At 68.8% G+C, this 21,395-nt stretch carries 25 protein-coding genes; 13 read left to right on the top strand and 12 right to left on the bottom strand.

Annotated features, from left to right (window positions below):
- Positions 1 to 171: 171 nt before the first annotated feature.
- From GPY60_RS23785 to GPY60_RS23760, 6 genes are all read left to right on the top strand, one after another.
- Positions 172 to 1,053: a TIGR03854 family LLM class F420-dependent oxidoreductase gene (locus GPY60_RS23785; protein WP_156690156.1), complete on the top strand. Its 882-nt coding sequence runs from the start codon at positions 172 to 174 to the stop codon at positions 1,051 to 1,053.
- Between the two features lie 40 nt (positions 1,054 to 1,093).
- Entirely contained in the window at positions 1,094 to 2,458 is a 1,365-nt protein-coding gene (locus GPY60_RS23780) for a glutamine synthetase family protein (protein WP_156690155.1), read from the top strand.
- 3 nt (positions 2,459 to 2,461) lie between these two features.
- Positions 2,462 to 3,565 (top strand): amidohydrolase family protein, encoded by a 1,104-nt coding sequence (locus tag GPY60_RS23775; protein WP_156690154.1) that lies wholly within the window; start codon positions 2,462 to 2,464, stop codon positions 3,563 to 3,565.
- A 31-nt stretch (positions 3,566 to 3,596) separates the two neighbouring features.
- The gene (locus GPY60_RS23770; RefSeq protein ID WP_156690153.1) at positions 3,597 to 4,439 is read left to right on the top strand and encodes a lysophospholipid acyltransferase family protein; all 843 of its coding nucleotides are present in this window, start codon (positions 3,597 to 3,599) and stop codon (positions 4,437 to 4,439) included.
- Complete coding sequence (locus GPY60_RS23765) at positions 4,439 to 4,873, top strand: SRPBCC family protein (RefSeq protein WP_156690152.1); 435 nt, start codon at positions 4,439 to 4,441, stop codon at positions 4,871 to 4,873. The genes GPY60_RS23770 and GPY60_RS23765 overlap by 1 nt, the downstream gene beginning before the upstream one ends.
- A 128-nt stretch (positions 4,874 to 5,001) precedes the next feature.
- Positions 5,002 to 6,480 (top strand): PE family protein, encoded by a 1,479-nt coding sequence (locus GPY60_RS23760; protein ID WP_156690151.1) that lies wholly within the window; start codon positions 5,002 to 5,004, stop codon positions 6,478 to 6,480.
- Positions 6,481 to 6,484: 4 nt separating this feature from the next.
- Here the strand turns inward: GPY60_RS23760 and GPY60_RS23755 are convergent, their stop codons facing one another.
- The 7 genes from GPY60_RS23755 to GPY60_RS23725 form a co-directional block, all read right to left on the bottom strand.
- Complete coding sequence (locus GPY60_RS23755; RefSeq protein ID WP_156690150.1) at positions 6,485 to 6,943, bottom strand: nuclear transport factor 2 family protein; 459 nt, start codon at positions 6,941 to 6,943, stop codon at positions 6,485 to 6,487.
- A gap of 79 nt (positions 6,944 to 7,022) precedes the next feature.
- Complete coding sequence (locus tag GPY60_RS23750) at positions 7,023 to 8,345, bottom strand: cytochrome P450 (RefSeq protein ID WP_156690149.1); 1,323 nt, start codon at positions 8,343 to 8,345, stop codon at positions 7,023 to 7,025.
- Between the two features lie 44 nt (positions 8,346 to 8,389).
- Positions 8,390 to 8,818 carry a lipoprotein LpqH gene (locus GPY60_RS23745; protein ID WP_197283810.1) on the bottom strand — a complete coding sequence of 143 codons (429 nt, stop codon included), beginning with the start codon at positions 8,816 to 8,818 and terminating at the stop codon, positions 8,390 to 8,392.
- 9 nt (positions 8,819 to 8,827) lie between these two features.
- Positions 8,828 to 9,661 (bottom strand): SDR family oxidoreductase, encoded by an 834-nt coding sequence (locus GPY60_RS23740; protein WP_156690147.1) that lies wholly within the window; start codon positions 9,659 to 9,661, stop codon positions 8,828 to 8,830.
- A 6-nt stretch (positions 9,662 to 9,667) separates the two neighbouring features.
- Positions 9,668 to 10,141 (bottom strand): SRPBCC family protein, encoded by a 474-nt coding sequence (locus GPY60_RS23735; protein WP_197283809.1) that lies wholly within the window; start codon positions 10,139 to 10,141, stop codon positions 9,668 to 9,670.
- Positions 10,142 to 10,179: 38 nt separating this feature from the next.
- Positions 10,180 to 10,599, bottom strand: a complete 420-nt coding sequence (gene rpfC, locus GPY60_RS23730) for a resuscitation-promoting factor RpfC (protein ID WP_370462813.1) — start codon at positions 10,597 to 10,599, stop codon at positions 10,180 to 10,182.
- 121 nt (positions 10,600 to 10,720) lie between these two features.
- Positions 10,721 to 11,293 carry a chorismate mutase gene (locus GPY60_RS23725; RefSeq protein ID WP_156690145.1) on the bottom strand — a complete coding sequence of 191 codons (573 nt, stop codon included), beginning with the start codon at positions 11,291 to 11,293 and terminating at the stop codon, positions 10,721 to 10,723.
- A 65-nt stretch (positions 11,294 to 11,358) separates the two neighbouring features.
- Here GPY60_RS23725 and GPY60_RS23720 point away from each other — a divergent pair, with 65 nt between their 5' ends.
- Positions 11,359 to 11,982 (top strand): hypothetical protein, encoded by a 624-nt coding sequence (locus GPY60_RS23720; RefSeq protein WP_197283808.1) that lies wholly within the window; start codon positions 11,359 to 11,361, stop codon positions 11,980 to 11,982.
- 77 nt (positions 11,983 to 12,059) lie between these two features.
- Here GPY60_RS23720 and ag85B read toward each other — a convergent pair whose 3' ends face one another.
- On the bottom strand, positions 12,060 to 13,052 hold the full coding sequence (ag85B, locus tag GPY60_RS23715) for a diacylglycerol acyltransferase/mycolyltransferase Ag85B (protein WP_156690144.1): 993 nt from the start codon (positions 13,050 to 13,052) through the stop codon (positions 12,060 to 12,062).
- Between the two features lie 573 nt (positions 13,053 to 13,625).
- On the opposite strand from ag85B, the gene GPY60_RS23710 reads away from it, so the two are divergent.
- Complete coding sequence (locus tag GPY60_RS23710; RefSeq protein ID WP_156690143.1) at positions 13,626 to 14,735, top strand: DUF7159 family protein; 1,110 nt, start codon at positions 13,626 to 13,628, stop codon at positions 14,733 to 14,735.
- Between the two features lie 10 nt (positions 14,736 to 14,745).
- On the opposite strand, the gene GPY60_RS23705 is transcribed toward GPY60_RS23710, so the two are convergent.
- From GPY60_RS23705 to GPY60_RS23695, 3 genes are read right to left on the bottom strand one after another with little or no spacing between them, the layout of a single operon-like run.
- Complete coding sequence (locus GPY60_RS23705; protein ID WP_156690142.1) at positions 14,746 to 15,294, bottom strand: YceI family protein; 549 nt, start codon at positions 15,292 to 15,294, stop codon at positions 14,746 to 14,748.
- A gap of 3 nt (positions 15,295 to 15,297) precedes the next feature.
- Complete coding sequence (locus tag GPY60_RS23700; RefSeq protein WP_156690141.1) at positions 15,298 to 16,311, bottom strand: alcohol dehydrogenase catalytic domain-containing protein; 1,014 nt, start codon at positions 16,309 to 16,311, stop codon at positions 15,298 to 15,300.
- 10 nt (positions 16,312 to 16,321) lie between these two features.
- Positions 16,322 to 17,596, bottom strand: a complete 1,275-nt coding sequence (locus GPY60_RS23695; RefSeq protein ID WP_156690140.1) for a cytochrome P450 — start codon at positions 17,594 to 17,596, stop codon at positions 16,322 to 16,324.
- A gap of 167 nt (positions 17,597 to 17,763) precedes the next feature.
- On the opposite strand from GPY60_RS23695, the gene GPY60_RS23690 reads away from it, so the two are divergent.
- From GPY60_RS23690 to GPY60_RS23675, 4 genes are all read left to right on the top strand, one after another.
- Positions 17,764 to 18,363 (top strand): dihydrofolate reductase family protein, encoded by a 600-nt coding sequence (locus tag GPY60_RS23690; RefSeq protein WP_156690139.1) that lies wholly within the window; start codon positions 17,764 to 17,766, stop codon positions 18,361 to 18,363.
- Positions 18,364 to 18,456: 93 nt separating this feature from the next.
- The gene (locus GPY60_RS23685; RefSeq protein WP_156690138.1) at positions 18,457 to 18,861 is read left to right on the top strand and encodes a hypothetical protein; all 405 of its coding nucleotides are present in this window, start codon (positions 18,457 to 18,459) and stop codon (positions 18,859 to 18,861) included.
- Between the two features lie 12 nt (positions 18,862 to 18,873).
- The gene (locus GPY60_RS23680; protein WP_156690137.1) at positions 18,874 to 19,164 is read left to right on the top strand and encodes a hypothetical protein; all 291 of its coding nucleotides are present in this window, start codon (positions 18,874 to 18,876) and stop codon (positions 19,162 to 19,164) included.
- 54 nt (positions 19,165 to 19,218) lie between these two features.
- A complete protein-coding gene (locus GPY60_RS23675; protein ID WP_156690136.1) occupies positions 19,219 to 19,443 on the top strand; it encodes an Rv1893 family protein in 225 nt (74 codons plus the stop codon).
- A gap of 6 nt (positions 19,444 to 19,449) precedes the next feature.
- On the opposite strand, the gene GPY60_RS23670 is transcribed toward GPY60_RS23675, so the two are convergent.
- Positions 19,450 to 20,580, bottom strand: coding sequence for a nitronate monooxygenase (locus GPY60_RS23670; RefSeq protein ID WP_156690135.1), 1,131 nt, complete (start codon positions 20,578 to 20,580; stop codon positions 19,450 to 19,452).
- 305 nt (positions 20,581 to 20,885) lie between these two features.
- On the opposite strand from GPY60_RS23670, the gene GPY60_RS23665 reads away from it, so the two are divergent.
- Positions 20,886 to 21,395 (top strand): PE family protein (locus GPY60_RS23665; RefSeq protein WP_156690134.1); only part of this gene is annotated, 510 nt, incomplete at its 3' end.

Genomic DNA, 21,395 nt, shown 5'->3' with positions numbered 1-21,395 from the left:
GTCGCCGTCGAACTCAACAACCGCCCCCGCAAACGCTTCGACTGGGACAGCCCCGCCCAAATCCTCAACCGACTACTGTCAACCCCACCAGAAACCACTGTTGCAACCAAACCGTGAATCCACCCCGGTGAGCGTCGCAACCATTTACGTTTCGCGGGCACGGAGAACGTCTTGAAGATTCGCTTCGGTGTCGGGCTGGGCGCCAACACCGCGCCCCACGAGCTCGCCGGGATCGTCGACCATCTGGAGAGCAACGGGGTGGACTCGTTGTGGTTCTCCGAGCTGGTGTACTCCCCGGCGGTCGACCCGGTGGTCGGCATGGCCTACGCGCTGGCGCGCACGGAGCGGCTGAAGGTCGGCACCTCGGTGGCCGTGCTGCCGGGGCGGCACCCGGTGTTGGTGGCCAAGCAGTTGGCGTCGCTGGCGGCCGTCGCGCCCAAACGGGTGCTTCCCGTGTTCGGCCTGCGCTCGGCCATTCCGGCCGAACGCGAGGTCTTCGTGGTGCCCGACGGCGAGCGGGCGGCGGTGTTCGACGAGTCGCTGCGGGTGCTGCGGGCGGCGCTGGTCGAGGAGTCCGCGACACACGCCGGCCGGTACTTCACCGTGACCGGGGCCGCCGTCGCGCCCCGGCCGGACCCGCCGCTGGACATCTGGCTGGGCGGCTCGGCTCCGGCGGCGTTCCGCCGCATCGGCGCGCTGGCCGACGGCTGGCTGGGCAGCTTCCTGACGCCGGCCGAGGCGCGGGGCGGGCGGGAGGCGATCGAACGCGCCGCGGCCCAGGCCGGCCGGCAGATCGAGCCCGACCACTTCGGCATCTCGCTGGCGGTGGCCGAGGGCGAGCTGTCCGCCGAGCTGGCCGCCGCGGCCCGCAGCCGGCGCCCGGAGGTCGATCCGGCCGAGCTGATCGCCGTCGACTGGGACCGGCTGCACCGGCAACTCGACGCCTACATCGAGGCGGGGCTGACGAAGTTCGTCATCCGCCCGGCGGGAGGCGGCCCTCTGAACCGCTTCCTCGACCGGTTCGTCGCCGAGTTGCTCGACCGCCAGAACTGATCCGCCGCAGGCTGCAGAATGACCCCATGACAGGACGGCCATGACGGGCACACCACTCGCCGCCGCGGCGATCGCCCAGCTGGAAGCCGAGGGCGTCGACACCGTGGTCGGCACCGTCGTCAACCCGGCCGGGCTCACCCTGGCCAAGACCGTGCCCATCCGGCGGACCAACGCGTTCGCCGAGCCCGGGCTGGGCGCCAGCCCGTCGTGGCACGCGTTCGCGATCGACCAGACCGGCATCGCCTTCACCGACGCCGTCGGCGTGGTCGGGGACCAGCGGCTGCGGCTGGACCTGTCCGCGCTGCGGCCCGTCGGCGACGGGTTGGCGTGGGCGCCCGCCTCGTTCTTCGAGCAGGACGGCACGCCCGTGCCGGCGTGCGGCCGCCAGACCCTGAGCCGGATCCAGCAGGCGCTGACGGAGGCCGGGCTCGAGGCGGCGGTCGGCCACGAGATCGAATTCATCCTGGTGGCGCCGGACGGCGGACGTCTGCCGTCGACGCTGTGGGCGCAGTACGGCCTCGCGGGTGTGCTCGAGCACGAGGCGTTCGTCCGGGACGTCACCCGGTCGGCCACCGTGGCCGGCGTATCGATCGAGCAGTTCCATCCCGAGTACGGCGCGAACCAGTTCGAGATATCGCTGGCGCCGCAGCCCCCCGTGGCCGCCGCCGACCAGCTGGTGCTGATGCGGCTGATCATCGGCCGGGTGGCCCGCCGGTACGGGCTGCGGATCAGCCTGTCGCCGACGCCGTTCGCCGGCAGCGTCGGATCCGGTGCGCACCAGCACTTTTCGTTGACCCGCGGCGACGGCGGGGCGGAGGGTCCGCTGTTCTCCGACGGCACCGGCCCCGGGGGCATGACCGCGGAGGGACAGAGCGCGGTGGCCGGCGTGCTCCACGGCCTACCCGGGGCGCAGGGCATCCTGTGCGGGTCGATCGTGTCGGGGCTGCGGATGCGACCGGGCAACTGGTCGGGGGCGTACGCCTGCTGGGGCACCGAGAATCGGGAGGCGGCGGTGCGGTTCATCGAGGGCGGGCCCGGCAGCCCGCGCGGGGCCAATGTGGAGGTGAAGGTCGTCGACCCGTCGGCGAGCCCGTATCTGGCGACGGCCGCGATCCTTGGCCTGGCGCTCGACGGGATCCGGCGGGAGGCGGCGCTGCCGCCGGAAACCACCGTCGACCCCGCGCTGCTGTCCGACGACGACCGCGAGCGCGCCGGCACCGTCCTGCTGTCCGAGTCACAGGCGGAAGCCATTGCGCGCCTGGATGATTCACGCCTGCTGCGCGAGATCCTGGGCGATCCGGCGGTCGACATGGTGGTCGCGGTGCGGCGACTGGAGCAGGAGCGTTACGGCAACCTCGACGCCGCGCAACTGGCGGACCGGTTCCGCATGGCCTGGAGCCTGTGACGGTTGGCCGACTTCCCGGCGCTCGCCCGCCACATCGACGACGTCGCCCTCATCGATCAGCACGTCCACGGATGCTGGCTGACACCGGGGGACCGGCGCCGGTTCGAGGACGCGCTCAACGAGGCCAACCCCGAACCGGCGACGGGCGGCGCCTTCGATTCGCAACTCGGGTTCGCCGTCCGCGCCCACTGCGCCCCGGTCCTCGGATTGCCGAAACACGCCGACGCCGAACACTATTGGGAGCGCCGAAGTCAGCTCACCGAGACCCAGCTGGCCGAAAAGTTCCTCAAAGCGGCCGGGGTGCGGGACTGGCTGGTGGACACCGGGATCGGCGGTGTCGCCGGGGTCGCGGAGATGGCAGGGCTGTGCTGCGGCCGCGCGCACGAGGTGGTGCGCCTCGAACAGGTCGCCGAGGAGGCGGCGCGGACGCCCGGCGACTACGCGGCCGCCTTCGACGAGATCCTGCACCGGCGCGCTGCCGCGGCGGTCGGCACCAAATCGATCCTGGCCTACCGCGGGGGGTTCGACGGCGACCTCAGCGAGCCGTCGGCACGGGAGGTCGCCGAGGCGGCCGGCCGGTGGCGCGAGGACGGCGGCGTCCGACTGACCGATCGAACACTGCTGCGCTTCGGCCTGCACCGGGCGCTTCGGCTCGGCAAGCCGCTGCAATTCCACGTGGGGTTCGGCGACCGGGACTGCGACCTGTACCGGGCCAATCCACTGCTGCTGCTCGACTTCCTGCGCGAGTCGGGCGACACGCCGATCGTCTTGCTCCACTGCTACCCCTACGAGCGGGAAGCCGGGTACCTGGCGCAGGCCTTCGACAACGTCTACGTCGACGGCGGCCTGAGCATCAACCACCTGGGCGCGCGGTCGGCGGCGTTCATCGGCCGGCTGCTCGAGATGGCGCCCTTCCGCAAGGTCGTGTACTCCTCGGACGGCTTCGGGCCCGCCGAGTTGCACTATCTCGGGGCGGCGTTGTGGCGCAAAGGGATTCGCAGCGTGCTGAGTGACTTCGTCGCCGACGGCGAATGGTGCGAGCGCGACGCCATTCGCGTGGTCGACCTGGTCGCCCACGAGAACGCCGCCCGCATCTACGGCGTTTGACGGCGGATGGAATAGGGGTATACCCGCGGTCATGGCGACCATGGGGGACGTCCTGAACTGGGCACGCAAGCAGGTCGTGTCGCGGGTCCCCAAGGCCGACCTCGACCAGCGCGATCCCGACTACATCCGTGACCAGCTGCCGGGGACGTGGCTGCTGGCGTCGTTCTATTTCCGGGCCGACGTCCGCCATCTGGACCGCATCCCGGCCGAGGGGCCGGTGTTGCTGGTCGGCAACCACAGCGGCGGCAACGTCCCCCCGGACACCTTCGTGTTCACCCTGGCGTTCTGCTCGTACTTCGGCGTCGAGCGGCCGTTCTACCAGCTGGCGCACAACCTCGTCGTCTCCGCGCCGCCGCTGGGCTGGCTGCGCAAGTTCGGCACCGTCGCGGCAAACCCCGAAAACGCGAAGCTGGCCCTGGATTCGGGCGCGGCGCTGCTGGTCTATCCCGGCGGCGACTACGAGGTGTTCCGGCCGACCTGGGAGCGCCACAAGGTCGACTTCGGCGGACGCATGGGGTACGTCCGGCTGGCGCGCGAGGCGGGCGTGCCGATCGTGCCGGTCGCCAGTGTGGGCGGCCAGGAAAGCGCCCTGTTCCTCAACCGCGGGCAGTGGCTGTCCAAACTGCTCATGGCAGATAAGCTGTTGCGGCTCAAGAGCATTCCGATCTCGCTGGCCCTGCCCTGGGGTCTCAACATCAGCGACCTGGCCGGCCACATCCCGCTGCCCACCAAGATCGTGATCGAGGTGCAGGAGCCCATCGAGGTCGGCGGCTCGGAGTTGGAGGACCAGGCGGTGCACGACAAGGTGATGGCGAGCCTGCAGGGCGGCGTCGACCGCCTGGCCGCCGAGCGGCGTTTCCCGGTGATCGGCTGATGCGCGTCGAACGCCGGTGCGTCATCGAGGCCGACCGCCAGGCGGTCTGGAAGATCGTCGGCGACCCCGACAGCTACCCGTCGTTCATGACCAGCCTGGAGCGCTGGGAGCCGGCCAACGACCAGCGCGTCGGCGTCGGCGCGCGCTACACCGTGCACTGGAAGATCGGCTCGGTGCCCGTCGGCGGGTTGATCGAGGTGGTGGAGTTCGACGACGGCCGCGACATCGCCTGGGTCGGCATCACCGGGGTGACCCTGCGGGGCCGGATCCGGCTGCGCGACTGCGACGACGGACGCACCAGGGTGACGTTCCGGCTCTCCTATCAGGCGCCCGGCGGGCTGATCGCCTACATCGCCGACCGGATCGCGGTGGGGCAGGTCGGGCGCAACGTGAGCCAGACGCTCAAGCGCCTCAAGGAGCTCGCCGAGACGTAGATCGACGCGTGCCACCGCTCACCCTAACCGCGGGTGAATGTTTGGTTGAATCGCCGGATGCCCGGGCCGGGTGGCGCTAAAGTCTGCGTCCGCGGGGGGTGTGCCGATAGCGATGAGGAGCACCTGTCATGTCGTACCTGGTGGCAGCCCCGGAATTCGTGGCCTCGGCGGCAACGGACCTGGCGAGCATCGGTTCGGCGGTCAGCGAGGCGACCGCTGCGGCGGCCGGCCCCACCAGCGGGGTGCTGGCGGCGGCCGGGGACGAGGTGTCGCAGGCCGTGGCGGCGCTGTTCTCCTTCCACGGTGCGAGCTTCCAGGCGCTGAGCGCGCAAGCTTCGGCGTTCCATGCCCAGTTCGCGCAGGCCCTGGACGGCGCGGGGTTCACCTACGCCGTGGCCGAGGCAACGAACGCCTCGCCCCTGCAGGGTGTTCAGCAACAACTGGCGGCGGCGGCACCGGCGTTCAACCTGGGGTTGGGCAACAACGGCACCAACAACATCGGCAACGGCAATACGGGCAACACCAACTTTGGCAGCGGCAACACCGGCGAGAGGAACATCGGCAGCGGAAACGGCAGCGCCCTCATTCCGGCCACCGGAAACGTCGGCAGCGGGAACAGGGGCAGCCTCAACTTCGGCAGCGGCAACACCGGCAACCTCAACGTCGGCTTCGGCAACAGCAACTCGAACTTCACCACCCCGCCCGGCAGCCCGCTGAGCAACATCGGCTTCGGCAACACCGGCAACGCCAACTGGGGTGTCGGGAACATCGGCGACTCGAACATCGGCGCCGGCAACAGCGGCTTCGGCAACACCGGCGCCGGGAACACCGGTAATGCCAACATCGGCTTGGGTCTCACCGGCGACAACGAGATGGGCATCGGCGACCTCTACTACAACTACTCAACCGGCCAGTTCCACCTGGGAGGGCTGAACTCGGGCAGCGGCAACATCGGCATCGGGAATTCCGGTACCGGCAACATCGGTTTCTTCAACTCCGGCAACGGCAACGTCGGCATCCTCAACGCGGCCGTCATCGCGCCGGGCGCCCACGGCAACTTCGGCGTCGGGAACTCCGGTTCGGGGAACTTCGGGCTCGGGAACTCGGGCGCGGGCAACTTCGGCTTCGGCAATTCGGGCCTGCTGGACACCGGTTTCTTCAACTCGGGACCGTTGGACACCGGCTTCTCCAACGCGGGTGACAGCGTGGTCGCCGGGGCCACCAACACGGGCTTCTGGAACTCGGGTGTCCTTAACACGGGCTGGGGGAATTCCGGCGATGTGAACACGGGGTTCTGGAACTCCGGGAGCTTCAACACGGGCGTCGGGGCGACCGGCGACAGCGGTGCCACCTCCTCGGGCTTCGGCAACACGGGCGTCGACGTGTCCGGCTTCTTCAACACGGCCGGCGGCGGCTCGGCCAACGGATTGATCTCCGGCTTCGGCAACAGCGCCTACGGCAGTACGGAAAACGGCATCATCTCGGGCTTCTTCAACACCGGCGTCCACAGTGCCCTGAACCCCAACGTCTCCGGCGAGGTCTCCGGCCTGTTGAACATCGGCAATCGGATATCCGGCCTGTTCGGCCTGAGCAACTTCTTCAAGTAGGCCGTCAGACCAGACCTGAAGCGTCGAAAATCCAGCTTGTGTCGGCGGTCGCCAGGTTTTCGAAGTGGTTCGGCGGCGCGAAGGCCACCAGGCTGTTCATGTCCCAGTAGTCTTTCCAGAGCGTCACTTTGCCGTCTTCGACCTTGTGGACGGTCACGAACCTGAGCACGCCACGCTCACCGGAGGCGAAGGTCCACGTCTCGGAGTGCTCGTATATGACGTCCGACCCGTTGGACAGCAGCAGGCCGTTGTGGTTCTCGTAGGCGGCCAGCGGCGCGAGGCCCATCTGGAGCCGCTTGACGATGTCGTCGGGGCCGCGCGCCGCCAGCGCGGGCACCGGCATGTCGACGTACAGGCAGTCGTCGGAAAGGAACGTCTTGACGTCGGCCCAGTCGCGTCGCGAAAGGGCCCGCCACAGCCCTAGCACGACGTCCTCAACCGCGGGCGCAGAAACCTCTGTCATAACGGGCAAATAAACCCGGTTACCAGACACGTGTCAACCATTGCCTCGCCGCGCATGATCGGCGCCGGGATTCCCGCGCTCAGCCGTCGACCGGGACCATGGACCGGGCGGGGCCGAGCGTCACCGGCAGGCTCGACCACCCCCGCAGGACGCGGGTGCCCCGCCTGCTGCCGGCGCCGGCCGAGCGCACCTCGGGGAACCGGTCGAAGAACGTCCGCAGCCCCACTTCGCCCTCGGCTCGCGCCAGGGCGGCGCCCAGGCAGAAGTGCCGGCCCCCGGAGAACGCGAGATGCCTTCCGGCGTTGGGCCTTTCGGTGTCGAAGCGGTGCGGGTCGGCGAACACCGACGGGTCGCGGTTGGCGGCCGCCAGGTAGATGACCACCAGATCGCCGGTCCTCAGCCGCGTGCCGGCCACATCGACGTCCCTTCGCGCCTTCCTCGCGGTCAGCTGCACCGGCGAGTCCAGCCGCAGGATCTCCTCGACGGCGTTGGGCCACAATTCGGGGCGCCGGCGCAGCGTGTCCAGGTGCTCGGGGGCATCCAGCAGCATGCGAATCCCGTTGCCCAGCAGGTTGACCGTGGTCTCGAAGCCCGCGGCCAGCACCAGCCCGGCGATCCCCTGAAGCTCCGCCTCGTCCAGATGCGTTTCGGCGGAACCGCTTTCGGCCATCTGGATCAGCTGGCTCATCAGGTTGTCGCTGGGGGCGCGGCGCAGCTGCTCCAGGTGGTCGGCGAGCCAGGAGTTGAAGCCCGCGATCCCGCGTTGCACCCTGCGGTACTGACGCCACGGCAGTCCGACGTCCAGGCTGGGAGCCGCGAGCTCCCCGAACTCCAGGACCAACCCCCGGTCCCGCTCGGGCACGCCCAGGATGTCGCTGATGATGGCGACGGGCAGCTGGGAGCAGTAGCGGCCGACGATGTCCACCACGCCCGGCTCGTCAGCCAGCCGGTCCAGCAGTTCCGAGGCGGTCCGCTCGACCCCGTCGCGCAGCGCGGCGACGGCCCGCGGCGTGAACACCGCCGAGACGGTCTTGCGATACCGGGTGTGGTCGGGGGGCTCGACCGCCAGCAGCGACGGGGCCCGCAGCGGATGCAGCAGGTCGTCGCGCGTGCGTTCCTCCAGCCACCGCAGCGGCGCGGGCAGATTCGAGCCCATGTTCACCACGCTGAAGTCGTCGGATCGCAGCAACTCGTGGGCGAGCCCGTGGTCGGTGGTCACGCAGGCGACGCGCCCCTTGACCAGCGGCCCCATGGCCCGCAGCCCCTCGTAGAACGGCACCGGATCCGCGGCAACCGTCGGGTCGGCGATCAGCCTCGCCTGCGGGTCCCCGCGCCTGGCCGCGATGGTCGCGGCCCCGCGCATGAATCCGTGCATCGCCACCCAGTGCAGTCTGTCCTTCACGCGGCCCTCCGTCGATCAGGCGGTCTTCTGCCCAGGGTAGGCCGTCAGCACTCGGCGGTGATCTTGAAGTCCGTCGTCACCACCTTGTCGGGGTTCTTGTTGTTGTTGATGCCGTAGGCGCTGCCGGTGATGGTGTAGAGGTTGTTGGTGACATCGGCGTGGGCGCTGCCCACTCCGCCTTCGTAGTAGCTGCCGGTGAACCCGTCGATGTTGCGGATCTTCACCCACTGGGGCAGCACGCGGTACCCGCTCAGCTGCACCACCGCTTCGACGTGCCCGTCGCGGTCTGCCAGGTCGATGGTTCGGTACGACTGATCCTGGCTGCACGACGGCGGCCGGGTGGTGTGCGTCGCCCCGTCCAGCGTGAGGTGGGCGCCCCGCAGGGGCGTCGTCTGCGGCTGTCCGCACGCGGCCACACCCGACGCGCCGACGATCAACACGAAAGCCACTGTAGGCCAACGATTTCGGGACACCACTCCTCCTTATTGCCGCTTGGGCAGCAGCGCGGGCAGGGACTTGACGATGCTTCTGCGCACGAGCTCGGGGCTGATGCCCTTGACCACGTCGATGACGCGGATGCTCTTGGGCACGTACCAATGCAATCGCGTCGGGTGGTGGTAGGCCTGCCAGGCCGCCTCGGCGACGGCGCTGGCGGGCATCAGCCGGAACATGCCCCTGCGCGGCGCGCGGGCGCGTAGTTCTTCGGGGCCGGCCGGCGCCGCACCGTCGTTCGAGTGGTTGGTCGTGGTGGTGAGGATGGCCGTGTCGATCAGGCCGGGCAGCACGTCGGCGGCCCGCACCCCGTGCCGGTGCCATTCGACGCTCAGCGCCTCGGTCAACCCCTTGACCGCGTGCTTGGTCGACGAGTACACCGCGAGGCGCGGCATGCCATAGGTGCCCGACGACGACGAGGTCGAGAACATCAGGCTGCCGGGCGTCTGCTTGAGGTAGGGGAGCGCGCCGTAGGCGCCGGTGAGCACGGCCTTGAAGTTCACGTCGACGACGCGCATGGCCGCCTCGTAGGGCACGTCCTCGAACCAGCCGGACTCTCCGATGCCCGCGTTGTTCCACATCATGTCCAGACCGCCGCCGGTATTGCCGGCACAGAAGTCGGCCAGCGCGCCGTCGAGGGCGGCCTTGTCGGTGACGTCGACCGCCCGGGTCCACAGCCGCTCGTCGCCCAGCTCGTGCGCCAGCGCCGCGAGTCCGTCCGCGTTGCGGTCGACCGCGCCCACCCGCCAGCCCTTGGCGTGGAACAGCTTTGCACCCTCGCGGCCCATGCCGCTGCCCGCCCCGGTGATGAAGACCGCTTTCACGGCGGGTCAGTCCGCCTCGACCACATCTTTGATGCGGTTCAGCGTCTTGGTCATGTCGCGGACGTTGCGGCGCTTGCGCAGGAAGCCGCCCAGCAGCCAGTACAGGCCGAGCCACGGCGCCGGGTTCAGGCGGAAGGACTCGGTGACGTCGGTGCCGCCGCCGCTCGGCGCCAACCGGTAGTGCCAGTTGTTCACCACCCGGTCCCCGAGGAGCACGGCGAACCCGAACTCGCGGCCCGGTTCGCATGCCGTCACCTGACACGTCGTCCAATACACCGGGCCCACCTCGTTGCGCCGGACGTGGCCGCGGAACTTTGCACCGAGCTCCGGACCGGTTGCCCCGCCGAGCCAATCCGCCTCGAATACTTCGGGGGAGAACTTGCCGGTGTTACGGACGTCCGCGATCAGGTCCCAGATCTTGCGCGCGGGCGCCGCCATGTGGACCGTCGCCGAACCTTCCATGGCCTGATCCAAGCACATGCGGGGCGTCGCGTGATAGACCGCGTGCGGCGCCGTCGCTAGTGCGGAACGGCCGCCTGGATCAGACCGTTGATCATTTCCTTGATGCCCTGCGCGGGGTGCGAGTACCACGCGATCGGAAGGCCCGAGGCCGAACCGCATTTCGGCCACGCCTCGACACCCTGGTCGGCGAAAACCCGGTTGGCAACGGCGATTTGCTGTTCGCGGGAGGCGGCCGCGGGGTTGCCGACGCCCCCGTACTGGTTCCACGTGCCGGGCTTGAACTGCAGGCCGCCGTATTCGCCGTTGCCGGTGTTGGCATGCCAGTTGCCGCCGGACTCGCACTGCGCGATGGCGTCCCAGTTCGGGGTGGGCGCGGCCGTCGCCTCGATCGCCGACACCGTCAGCGACACTGCAACGAACCCGCCGATCACCGCTGACTTGACGAAGGACTTGCAGACTTTATTCATGCCAAGCATTTCGGGAAGCGTGTTCAAAGCGTTACCGATTTGAAAATGGCCCGATATAGGTGCTCTAACTGCCCAAATAGCCCGTGGCGGCCGCTATTTCACATTTAGAAATTGGTGAGAAACGCTTAAATCAACCCTGGCAATAGGATCGGGTGGCCGACGCGAGGGCCCGTTGGTAGAGCGCGTCAAGCCGCCGCGCCTCGACGACGGCGGTCCTGCTCGCGGCCAACTCCACGGCGCACACCGGCGAGTGCAACACGTCCCAGTGGGCTCCGATCTGCGCGAGCATCGTCTGGTTGAGGCCGTCGATCACCGCCCGCGACGCCGACAGGTCCGGCGGCGTGGCCGGCACGCCGGCGGGATCAAGCTTCCAGTCGGCGAACCGGCTGTATTCGATCGCTTCCGTGGCGTCGATCTGGTCGCCGAAGATCCTGGTGACGTACCCGGGGTCGAGACGGTCGGCGGTGGCCGCGGCGGCCAGTCGGTCGAGCTCGTCGCGCACCCGGGCCGGATCCTCGATGGCGCCGTGGGTGTTCCACTTGACCGCGGCCACCGGATCCGCGACCTCCAACCGCTGCGCGGCGGCGTCGACCAGCGCGGTCAACGGCCCGGCGGCGTCGGCCCGCGCGTGCGGTGCGGCGGTCAGGGCCAGCAGCGCCGCGAGGACGCCGCAGGGCCGCCGGGTGCCGGATCGACCGCTCATGACGAGCATTCTCGCGTGCGGCATTCACGGTCCGGCCGCGAGATAGCCTGGCTCTGAGGATCATGATGTCTGAGATACGAACCGTCCGGGATCTCCGGCGACCCGCCACCGGTCGCGGCAGGCTCGGTGAAGCGTTGCGCACCAAGCCGTTTCGAATCCTCACCGGGGCATCGCTGGCCCTCTCGCTGGCGCTGGGCTGCGTCGTCGCGTCGGTGGACCGCCTCCATTCCTCGCCGTCGGACGTCCTCGACCATCCCGCCAACCCGGTCACCGACCAGCAGAGCAGGGAGCAGGTCGTCGGGGCGGCACGGCAGCTGGTCGCGGCCACCGGGATGCGGACCACGTCGGCGGGCTACGCGCTCATGTCCTGCAAGAACCGGGACGATCCGCCGTACCAGGGCGCCATCTACCTCACGTTCGGGCTGCCGGCCGGCGAACGGCCCGACACCTACTTAGACGGCGCCGCGTCGATGCTGCGCACGCAGGGCTGGGCGGAGGGTCCCCCGCCCAACAACCAGGCTTTCGCGCACGTCTTCTCCCGGGACTCGGTCACGGCGACCTTCTATCGCGACGGCGACGACCCGGGCATCGGCGTCCTTCGCCTCTACGGCCAGTGCCGCAACGTCAACGATCACCGCGCGGACCCCGGGTGGGTCGACGTCACTGGCGAGGTCGGCGCGCCACGCTGACGGCACCGGAAAGTCCCATAACGCGCTGATGCGCCTGACTTTCGTCAGGCGCATCAGCGATGTCGGGGGTTTGGGCGTTATCCGCCGCCACCCGGGGTGGCGCCCAGGGCGGCCTGGAGGTCAGCCTTCATGGCGTTGAGCTGCGCTCCCCAGTACTCCCAGCTGTGGGTACCGTTGGCGTTGAAGTTGAACACCGCGTTGTGGCCGCCGGCCGCGTTGTAGGCGTCCTGGAACTTCAGGTTGCTGCTGCGCACGAAGTTCTCCAGGAACTCGGCCGGCATGTTCGCTCCACCCAGCTCGGACGGGGTGCCGTTACCGCAGTACACCCAGAGCCGGGTGTTGTGGGCAACCAACTGGGGGATCTGCACCGTCGGGTCGTTGCGCTGCCAGGCGGGGTCGCTCGAGGGGCCCCACATAGCGTCGGCCTTGTAACCGCCCGCGTCACCCATGGCGAGGCCGATCAGCGACGGGCCCATGCCCGATGACGGGTCCATCAGCGCCGACAGCGAGCCGGCGTAGATGAACTGCGCGGGGTGGTACACCGACAGGATCATCGCCGACGACCCGGACATCGAGATGCCCACCGCGGCGCTCCCGTTGGCCTTGACGCTCCGGTTGGAGGCCAGCCATCCCGGCAGCTCGCTCGTGACGAAGGTTTCCCACTTGTAGGTCGAGCAGCCGGCCTTGCCGCAGGCGGGCTGGTACCAGTCGGCGTAGAAGCTCGACTGCCCGCCGACGGGCATGATGATCGACAGACCCGACTTGTAGTACCACTCGAAGGCGGGGGTGTTGATGTCCCAGCCGTTGTAGTCGTCCTGGGCGCGCAGCCCGTCGAGCAGGTACACCGCCGGCGACCCGTTGCCGCCGCTCTGGAACTGGACCTTGATGCTGCGGCCCATCGCGGCGGACGGGACCTGCAGGTATTCGACGGGAAGGCCGGGGCGTGAGAACGCCCCCGCGGTCGCCGCCCCGCCGGCAAGACCGATCAGGCCTGGCAGCGTGACAGCCGCCGCCGCACCGACCAAAAGCCGGCGCCCCCAGGCCCGGATCTTCTCGCTCACGTCTGTCATACATGCCCCTTGTCGCTATGTGATGCTGCTCTCAGCACGGGAATTTACCGCGTGCCCAGCCCAAATGTCGATTGGGACGCGATGTCGTCTCGATTTCACATCGCTTTTACGCGCGAATTTCGCGGCACGGATAACACATCGGCCGCGTAGGCGCACCCTCCCGTCCGGCGGTTTATGCGACGAAAACGCCAGGCAGCGGCCCAACCGGGGCTCGTGCCCGCCATGGGCGCCGGCCCGCGTGGTCGGCCCGGGCGCACGCTTTCCGGCTCGTCGCGCATGCAAGCCGTGACGTGCCCGGCGTGGCGTGTCCCCGCCGCGCGGCCCCCGATTTCGGAAGAAATCGCCGGCATCGACCACATTCGCGGCAGCTGCCAGCGGTTTGTCCCGTTATTTCACACCCGTGCAGCCGAGCCCGCGATCACCGCGTAGGCTCTCACGGAGCAAGCCGATGGAGACCACGTATCCCGGTCCGTTCCGGCCCTCACGAACCACCGCACCGGCGGCGCTCATGGTGCGCACGAACCGTGGGGAGCGAGGAGCGTCGGCGGACCGGGACCGATTGAGGTGCAGGATTTGGATACGGTACTAGGGCTATCAGTCACGCCGGCCGCCGTCGGGTGGGTTCTCGCCGAGGGGCATGGCGCGGACGGCACGATCCTGGACCATCGGGAATTGGCGCTGAGCGCCGGCCGCGGGGTGCACGCCGTGAGCACCGCCGAGCAGGTGGTGGACGAGGTGTTGCGCGTCGCCGCGCAGGCGTCGCGGAGCGATCACCATGTGCGCGTCGTCGGGGTCACCTGGAACGACGAAGCGACCGCGCAGGCCGCGCTCGTCCAAGAGGCATTGACCGACGCCGGTCTGAGCAATGTCGTGCCGGTCCGGTTGCACGACGCGATCGACACGCTCGCGCGGGCCATCGCACCGGTCATCGGCTACGAACAGACCGCGGTGTGCATCCTCGAGCACGAGTCGTCGACGGTCGTCATGGTGGACGTCCGCGACGACGAGACGCAGACGGCGATCAAGCAGGTGCGCGGCGGGTTCGACGGCCTGACGCACTGGCTGACCGGGATGTTCGAACGCCACGGCTGGCGACCGGGCGGTGTCGTCGTCGTCGGCGCGGACGACGACATCAACGGCTTGTCGTGGCAACTCGAAAAGGTGCTTCCCGTCCCCGTTTTCGCGCAGACCATGGCTCAGGTGACCGTCGCGCGCGGTGCGGCCCTGGCCGCGGCCGGCAGCATGGAGTTCACCGACGAGCGGCTGGTGACGCACGTCAGCGAACCCGTCGCGGCGCCCGCACGGTCCCGGAGGGGGCGGTCGTACACCGGGGCGATGATGGCGCTCGCCGCCGGCACCATCACCTTCGTCAGTTCCCTGTCCGTCGCCGTGGGCATCGAACTCGCGCCCAGCGGCGCCCCGGCCACGCCGAGGCACGTCGTGCACGCGCCGCAGCCCGAGGTCGCCGAGGCGGTTGCGCCGTCCGTCGCGCCGCCACCCGAATCCGCCGCTCCCAAGTGGGTGGACGGCGAGCCCGTCGGGCACCAGGACGGTGGGTCCGCCGTGCAGCAACCCGATCCCGACGGCCGGCAGCCCTACCTGACCCGGGTGCTCGAGCACATACCCGGAGACGCCGGTGATTCGGCGAGCGATTCGGCGCCGCACGCGCCGGCGCAGCCCTGATTCCGGGGCTTCATCCGCCCTTGGCGTGAACCGCCGCGAACGAGATCGTCACGTCGTCGGCGACGCGCAGTGAACCCATGAACAGCGAGTACGGCTTGACCCCGAACTCGCTCTGGCGAACGGTGGATTCCGCCGTCATCCGCCACGACGCGCCGAGATCCTCAGTCCGCAAATCGATTTCGTGGTCGCGCGACTTCCCCCGGATCTGCAGGGCGCCCGCGAGACGATAGCCGGCGTCAGTCTTCTCGATGGCTTCGGACGTGAAGCGGATCTCGGGGTACCGCGAGGCGTCCAGCGACTTCATCGCGTTCGACTTCACCAGCGCCTTCTCGGGCCCCGTCAGACCCTTGACGCCGCCCTCGCCGCGGAGCACGTCGAACGACTCCACCTCGACCGTCAGCTCCGCGGCTGCCGGTTCGGAGCCGGCCCAGGTCACCGACGCGTGCCACCGCGTCATGGCGATGGTGAGACGGTGCCCCATACGGGCGGCCCGGCCCGTGACACCGGTGCGGATCAACAGCTCGCCGTCGGATGCGTCCAGCGCCCAGTCGTCGGTCATGGGTTACATCGTCAGGACCGTGCGGTAGTGCGCACGTCCATGCTCGAGCGCCGCGAATCCCTCGGCGGCCTGCGCCAGCGGCAGTTCCTCGATCCACGCCCGGACACCGGACAGAACCGCGAAATGCATTGTGTCCTCGACGTCTTTGGCCGTCCCCGACGGGTGGCCCACCACGCTGAGGCCCGGGCCGATCAGCTGCACGGGGCTGATCGGTAGCGGATCGGGGGTCACGCCGATGGTCAGCAGTTCGCCGCGGGGCAGCAGGCCACCGACCGTGTCGGCCATGGCCGCCGAATTGCCCGCGGTCCCCAGCACCACCGTGGCGCCGCCGAGCGCCTGCAGCGCCTCGGCCACGTCACCGCCGGTCGAGTCGATGTAGTGGTGGGCACCGAGCTTCCGGGCGTCCTCCTCCTTGGCGCCACCCCGGGCGATCGCGATCGTCTCGAAACCCATGGCCCGCGCGAACTGCACGCCCAGGTGGCCGAGGCCGCCGACCCCCAGGATGGCCACCCGGTCGCCCGGGAGGGCCCGTGAGTTCCTCAGCGCGTTGTACGTCGTCACGCCGGCACAGCCCATCGGAGCCGCCTCGGCGTCGGAAAGGCCGTCCGGGATCCGGGCAAGCGCGCTCACCGGCACGGTCGCCGACTCGGCGTATCCGCCCGGGTAGTGCCAGCTGGGGACCTTCCCGTTGACGCAGTGGATGAAATAGCCTCTGCGGCAAGGGTCGCAGCGGTAGCAGCACCCGCCGAACCACCCGACGGCAACGCGGTCGCCGACTTCGAATCCTTCGACGCCGTCGCCGACTTCGGCCACCTTCCCGGCGATCTCGTGCCCGGGGGTCAGCGGCCACGACATGCCGGGGAAACCGCCGGCGACGAAGTGGGCGTCGGTCCCGCAGATCCCGCATGCGGAGACCGTCAGCCGCACCTCGTCGCGGCCCGGGGGGATTGTTTCGGCGTCGACCAAGTCCAGGGACGCGCCGGCGGAATTCACATGTACAGCTCGGTGGGTGGCCATGCAGTCGATGCTAATGCGCCACAGGGCATTTCGCAGACCCGTAATCGACCTGCCAATGCTTGATCCCGTTGAGCCACCCGGAGCGCAGCCGCTCGGGCGTGCCCAGCGACTTCAAATCCGGCATGACGTCGGCGATCGCGTTGAACATCAGGTCGATCGTCATTCGCGCCAGGTTCGCCCCGATGCAGTAGTGCGCCCCCGTGCCACCGAATCCGACGTGCGGGTTGGGGTCGCGCAAGATGTTGAACGTGAACGGGTCGTCGAAGACGTCCTCGTCGAAATTGGCCGAGCGGTAGAACATCACGACGCGCTGGCCCTTCTTGATCTGCACCCCGGACAGTTCGTAGTCCTCGAGCGCCGTCCGCTGGAACGACGTGACGGGGGTGGCCCAGCGGACGATCTCGTCGGCGGCGGTGGCGGGGCGCTCGCGCTTGAAAAGCTCCCACTGGTCGGGGAAGTCGGTGAAGGCCATCATTCCCTGGGTGATGGAGTTGCGGGTGGTCTCGTTCCCCGCGACGGCCAGCAGGATGACGAAGAATCCGAATTCGTCGTCGGAGAGCTTGTGGCCGTCGATGTCGGCCTGGACGAGTTTTGTGACGAGGTCCTCGCCGGGATTGTTGGCCCGGTCGGCGGCCATCTGCATGCCGTACATGATCAGCTCGACGGACGCGGTGATGGCGTCGTTGCCGGCGAACTCGGGATCCTGGTCGCCGACCATCTCGTTGGACCAGTGGAACAACTTCTTGCGGTCTTCCTGCGGCACGCCCATCAGCCCCGCGATGGCCTGCAACGGGAGTTCGCACGACACCTGTTCGACGAAGTCGCCGGAACCCTCGGCGGCGGCGGTCTCCACGATGCGCCGGGCCCGCTCGCGCAGGTCGTCGCGCAGCCGCTCGACCGACCTGGGCGTGAACGCCCGCGAAATGATCTTGCGCAGCCGGGTGTGCTGCGGGGCGTCCATGTTGAGCAGCACGAACTTGCCCCGCTCGACCTGTTCGGCAACCGTGCCGTCCTTGTACCGCGGCAGGGCCGTCTTCTGCAGGCTGGAGAAGACGTCGCTGCGCAGCGAGATCTCCTTGACGTCCTTATGCTTGGTCACCACCCAGAAGCCACCGTCGTCGAAACCGCCGGCCCCGAGCGGCTGCTCGTTCCACCAGATCGGCGCGACCCGGCGCAGCTCCGCCAGCTCTTCCACCGGCAGCCGCTCGGCGTGCACGTCGGGGTCGGTGAAATCGAATCCCGGGGGCAGGTTGGGGACCGGCTTGGCGGTGGGCTCGGCGGTCATGGGCCACTCCTCGATACGAAGTCGTCTCGTCGACTTCGGATGATTGTCGTATTGCCCAATAAACCATTGCCACGCCGTGGTTGGGAAGCATTGCGGCAAGATCGCCGACCGGAATTGCAACGTGTTCCTACCGATGAGTTTCGCCGGCGGCACCGGTCCGTATTCGCATGCGCATCGTTCTCAGTGACTTCATGAGTCTGGACGGAGTCGTCCAGGCACCGGGCGGCCAAGGCGAGGACACCGACGGCGGATTCGCTCACGGCGGCTGGTCCATGCCGTTCTTCGACCCGGACACGATGGGCCCGGCGGTCTCCGAGACGCTGGCCGACACGGAAGCGCTGGTGTTCGGCCGCCGCACCTGGCAGACGATGGCGACCGCCTGGCCGGGGCGGGCCGGCGACCCGTTCGCCGACCGGATGAACGAGATCCCCAAATACGTGGCATCCCGGACGCTCACCGACGACGACCTCGACTGGGCGTCTTCGGTTCTGCTGCCGGCCGACGACGCGATCGGGGCGATCCGCGAGCTGCGGGCCCGCGACCATGGGCTGATGCAGGTGATGGGCAGCGCGTCGCTGGCCGCGCAGCTTGTGGAGCAGGATCTCGTCGACGAGTACCGGCTGATGATCGAGCCGATCCTGCTCGGCGGCGGAAAGCGAGTTTTTCCGAGCGACGGGCAATTGCGGGCACTCGAACTGGTGTCGGTGACGCCGACACGGACCGGTGTTCTGGTCTGCACCTACCGGCGGCCTTCGGCCGGGGAATAGAAAGGATCTTGTGGCGTGCGGCCGGATCGATATGCTCTGATGCAGGTCACGGGCGACTGTGGGGGCCGGTGACATCGAGGCGAAGGGTGGAGCATGATTCGCGAACTACTCGCCACCGCGGCGGTCACCGCCGCTGCGATCGGAGCGGCGCCCTGCGCGGCCGCGCAGCCGCACTACAGCGGCGACGTGCCGAACATGAATTATGACGCGTCGCTGGGCGCACCGTGCGACAACTACGAGCGCTTCATCTTCGGTCGTGGGCCCAGTGGGCAGGCCGAGGCATGCCACTTCCCGCCGCCCAACCAGTTCCCGGCGGCCACCACCGGCTATTGGGTGATGTCGTACCCCCTGTTCGGCGTCCAGCAGGCCGGAGCGAAATGCCCGGGCCCGCAGTCGGCGGCGCAGTCGGACGCCGGCCTGCCGATGCTGTGCCTCGGCGATCGAGGGTGGCAAGAGGGCTGGTTCACCGGCGCCGGGTTCTTCCCGCCCGCTCCATGACCGGCTGAGACGATGATCCGCAGCCAGCCCGTCCGAGCCGTCGTCCCGCGTTGGCTGCGCGTCGTCCTCGCGTCGGATCGCGCCGGCTCCGCCTGGTACATCGGACTCGGTTTCTTCTTCGCGCCGGTGCTCGCCGTGCTGTCGCCCTGGCCTGCGGTCACCGCCGCGCTGTGGGCGGTCATCGGGCTGGCCGGGCTGTGGCTGGGTTTGCTCGGCATAGCGATGGCAGTCGGGCTCGCCCGCGTCTTGCGGTCGGGCGCCGAGATTCCCGAGGACTACTGGCGCACCTTGGTCAACTACTGACCGGCCGCGGCGTCTAGAGTCGTACGAAAGTCCATGCGAGAAAAGGAGATTCCCATGGGTTTCAACCCGAAAGATGCGGTCGACGCCGCCAAGGACATCGCGACCAACGCCGTCGAAAAGGCCTCGGACATCGTCGAGCACGCCGGCGACATCATCCGCGGTGACATCGCCGGCGGGGCAAGCGGCATCGTCCAGAACTCGATCGACATCGGCACCTACGCGGTGGACCGTGCCAAAGAGGTCATCACCGGCAGGGACGACGACGACGACGAGGCGTAGTCCCTACTACACGGAGGCGGCGGCGTTGAGTTCGTCGAGCCGGTTGGTCGCCTCGAGGTACTCCTGCACCCACCGCTCGATGACGGTCGCCGTCTTCTCCACCTTCGTGAACTGGCCGACGACCTGACCGACCGGGTTGAACGCGACGTCCACGCTCTCATTGGGGTACCTGTTCGTGGCCCGCACCGCCATGCCGGAAACCATGTACTGCAACGGCATTCCGAGCGGCTTGGGGTTGTCCGGCTGCTCCCAGGCCTCGGTCCAGTCGTTACGCAGCATGCGGGCCGGCTTGCCGGTGAACGACCGGCTGCGGACGGTGTCGCGGCTGCCCGCCTTGACGTACGCCTGCTGCTGAACCGGCGTGTTCGAGGACTCCTCGACCATCAGCCACTGCGAGCCGGTCCATGCGCCCTGGGCGCCGAGCGCCAGCGCGGCCGCGATCTGCTGGCCGCTGCCGATACCACCGGCCGCCAGCACCGGCACCGGGGCGACTTCCTTGACCACCTGCGGCCACAACACGATCGAACCCACCTCACCGCAGTGGCCGCCGGCCTCGCCGCCCTGGGCGATGATGATGTCGACGCCCGCGTCCGCGTGCTTGCGGGCCTGCGACGGCGAACCGCACAGCGCCGCCACCTTGAGCCCGGCCTCGTGGATGTGCTTGATCATGTCGGCCGGGGGGGTGCCGAGCGCGTTGGCGATCATCTTCACCTTCGGGTGCTTGAGCGCCACCTCGACCTGTGGGGTGGCCGTCGCCTCGGTCCACCCGAGCAGCTGCAGGCTGTCGCCGTCGCTGTCCTCGATCGGGACGCCATGATCGGCGAGGATTTTCTTGCCGAAGTCCAGGTGCTCCTGCGGCACCATCTTGCGCAGCGTCTCGGCGAGCTCCTCGGCGGACAGGTGTGAGTCCATGCCCTCGTACTTGTTCGGGATGACGATGTCGACCCCGTACGGGTGGTCGCCGATGTTCTCGTCGATCCAGTTGAGCTCGATCTCGAGCTGTTCGGGCGTGAACCCGACGGCGCCGAGGACGCCGAAACCACCAGCCTTGCTGACGGCGACCACCACGTCGCGGCAGTGGGTGAACGCGAAGATGGGGAACTCGATGCCAAGCTCATCGCAGATCGCGGTGTGCATGCGTACTCCTGAAGGACGGTCGCGGAAGCCACGGGAATTGGAACGTGTTCTAGTTTAGTACGTGCCCGGTTGACGTGGCCAGGGTGTCCTGAAATGGGGTTGGAAACTACGACCCGTCAGCGCCGCGTGCAGCACCACCCACAATCGTCCGCTTCATTCTCCGCGTCCGAAGATCCGCAAATAAATGTTTTCACCGACCTGCCGCAAGGCCCTATTCCTCCCGCGCGATGTGATGCACTCTTTTCTGACTGGTCGATGGAGGGGGACACCAGCCGGGTTCAGCGAAGCCCTTTCGGAGGTGCCAGATGTCCTTCATCATCACCGTGCCGGACGCAATCGGCTCCGCCGCAGCGGATTTGAGCAACGTCGCCACAACGCTCGGTATCGCGAGCAGCGCCGCGGCGCTTCCCACCACCGAAATAGTGGCGTCCGCCGGGGATGAGGTTTCGGCGGCCATAGCGGCCGTGTTCTCCGAACACGGGCTCGGATTCCAGGCGGTCAGCGCCCAGGCGGCGGACTTTCACGAGCAGTTCGTGGGCGCGCTGACCGCGACCGCGGGCTCCTATGCGCTGACCGAGGCCGCCAACGCCTCCCCGTTGCAGCAACTCCTCACCGCGGTCAACGCACCTTTCCTGACCTTGACCGGGCGCCCCCTGATCGGCAACGGGGTCAACGGGGCGCCCGGGACCGGGCAGAACGGGGCGCCGGGCGGATGGCTGCTCGGCGACGGCGGCTCGGGCGGTTCGGGCGGGGTCGGCCAGAACGGCGGGAACGGCGGGGCCGCCGGACTTTTCGGCACCGGAGGTCTCGGGGTG

The sequence above is a fragment of the Mycobacterium sp. Marseille-P9652 genome (genome assembly GCF_902652685.1).
In the GTDB taxonomy this organism is placed as follows: domain Bacteria; phylum Actinomycetota; class Actinomycetes; order Mycobacteriales; family Mycobacteriaceae; genus Mycobacterium.
Note: the sequence above shows the minus strand (reverse complement) of the source record. Positions and strands in the feature narration are given on the sequence as shown.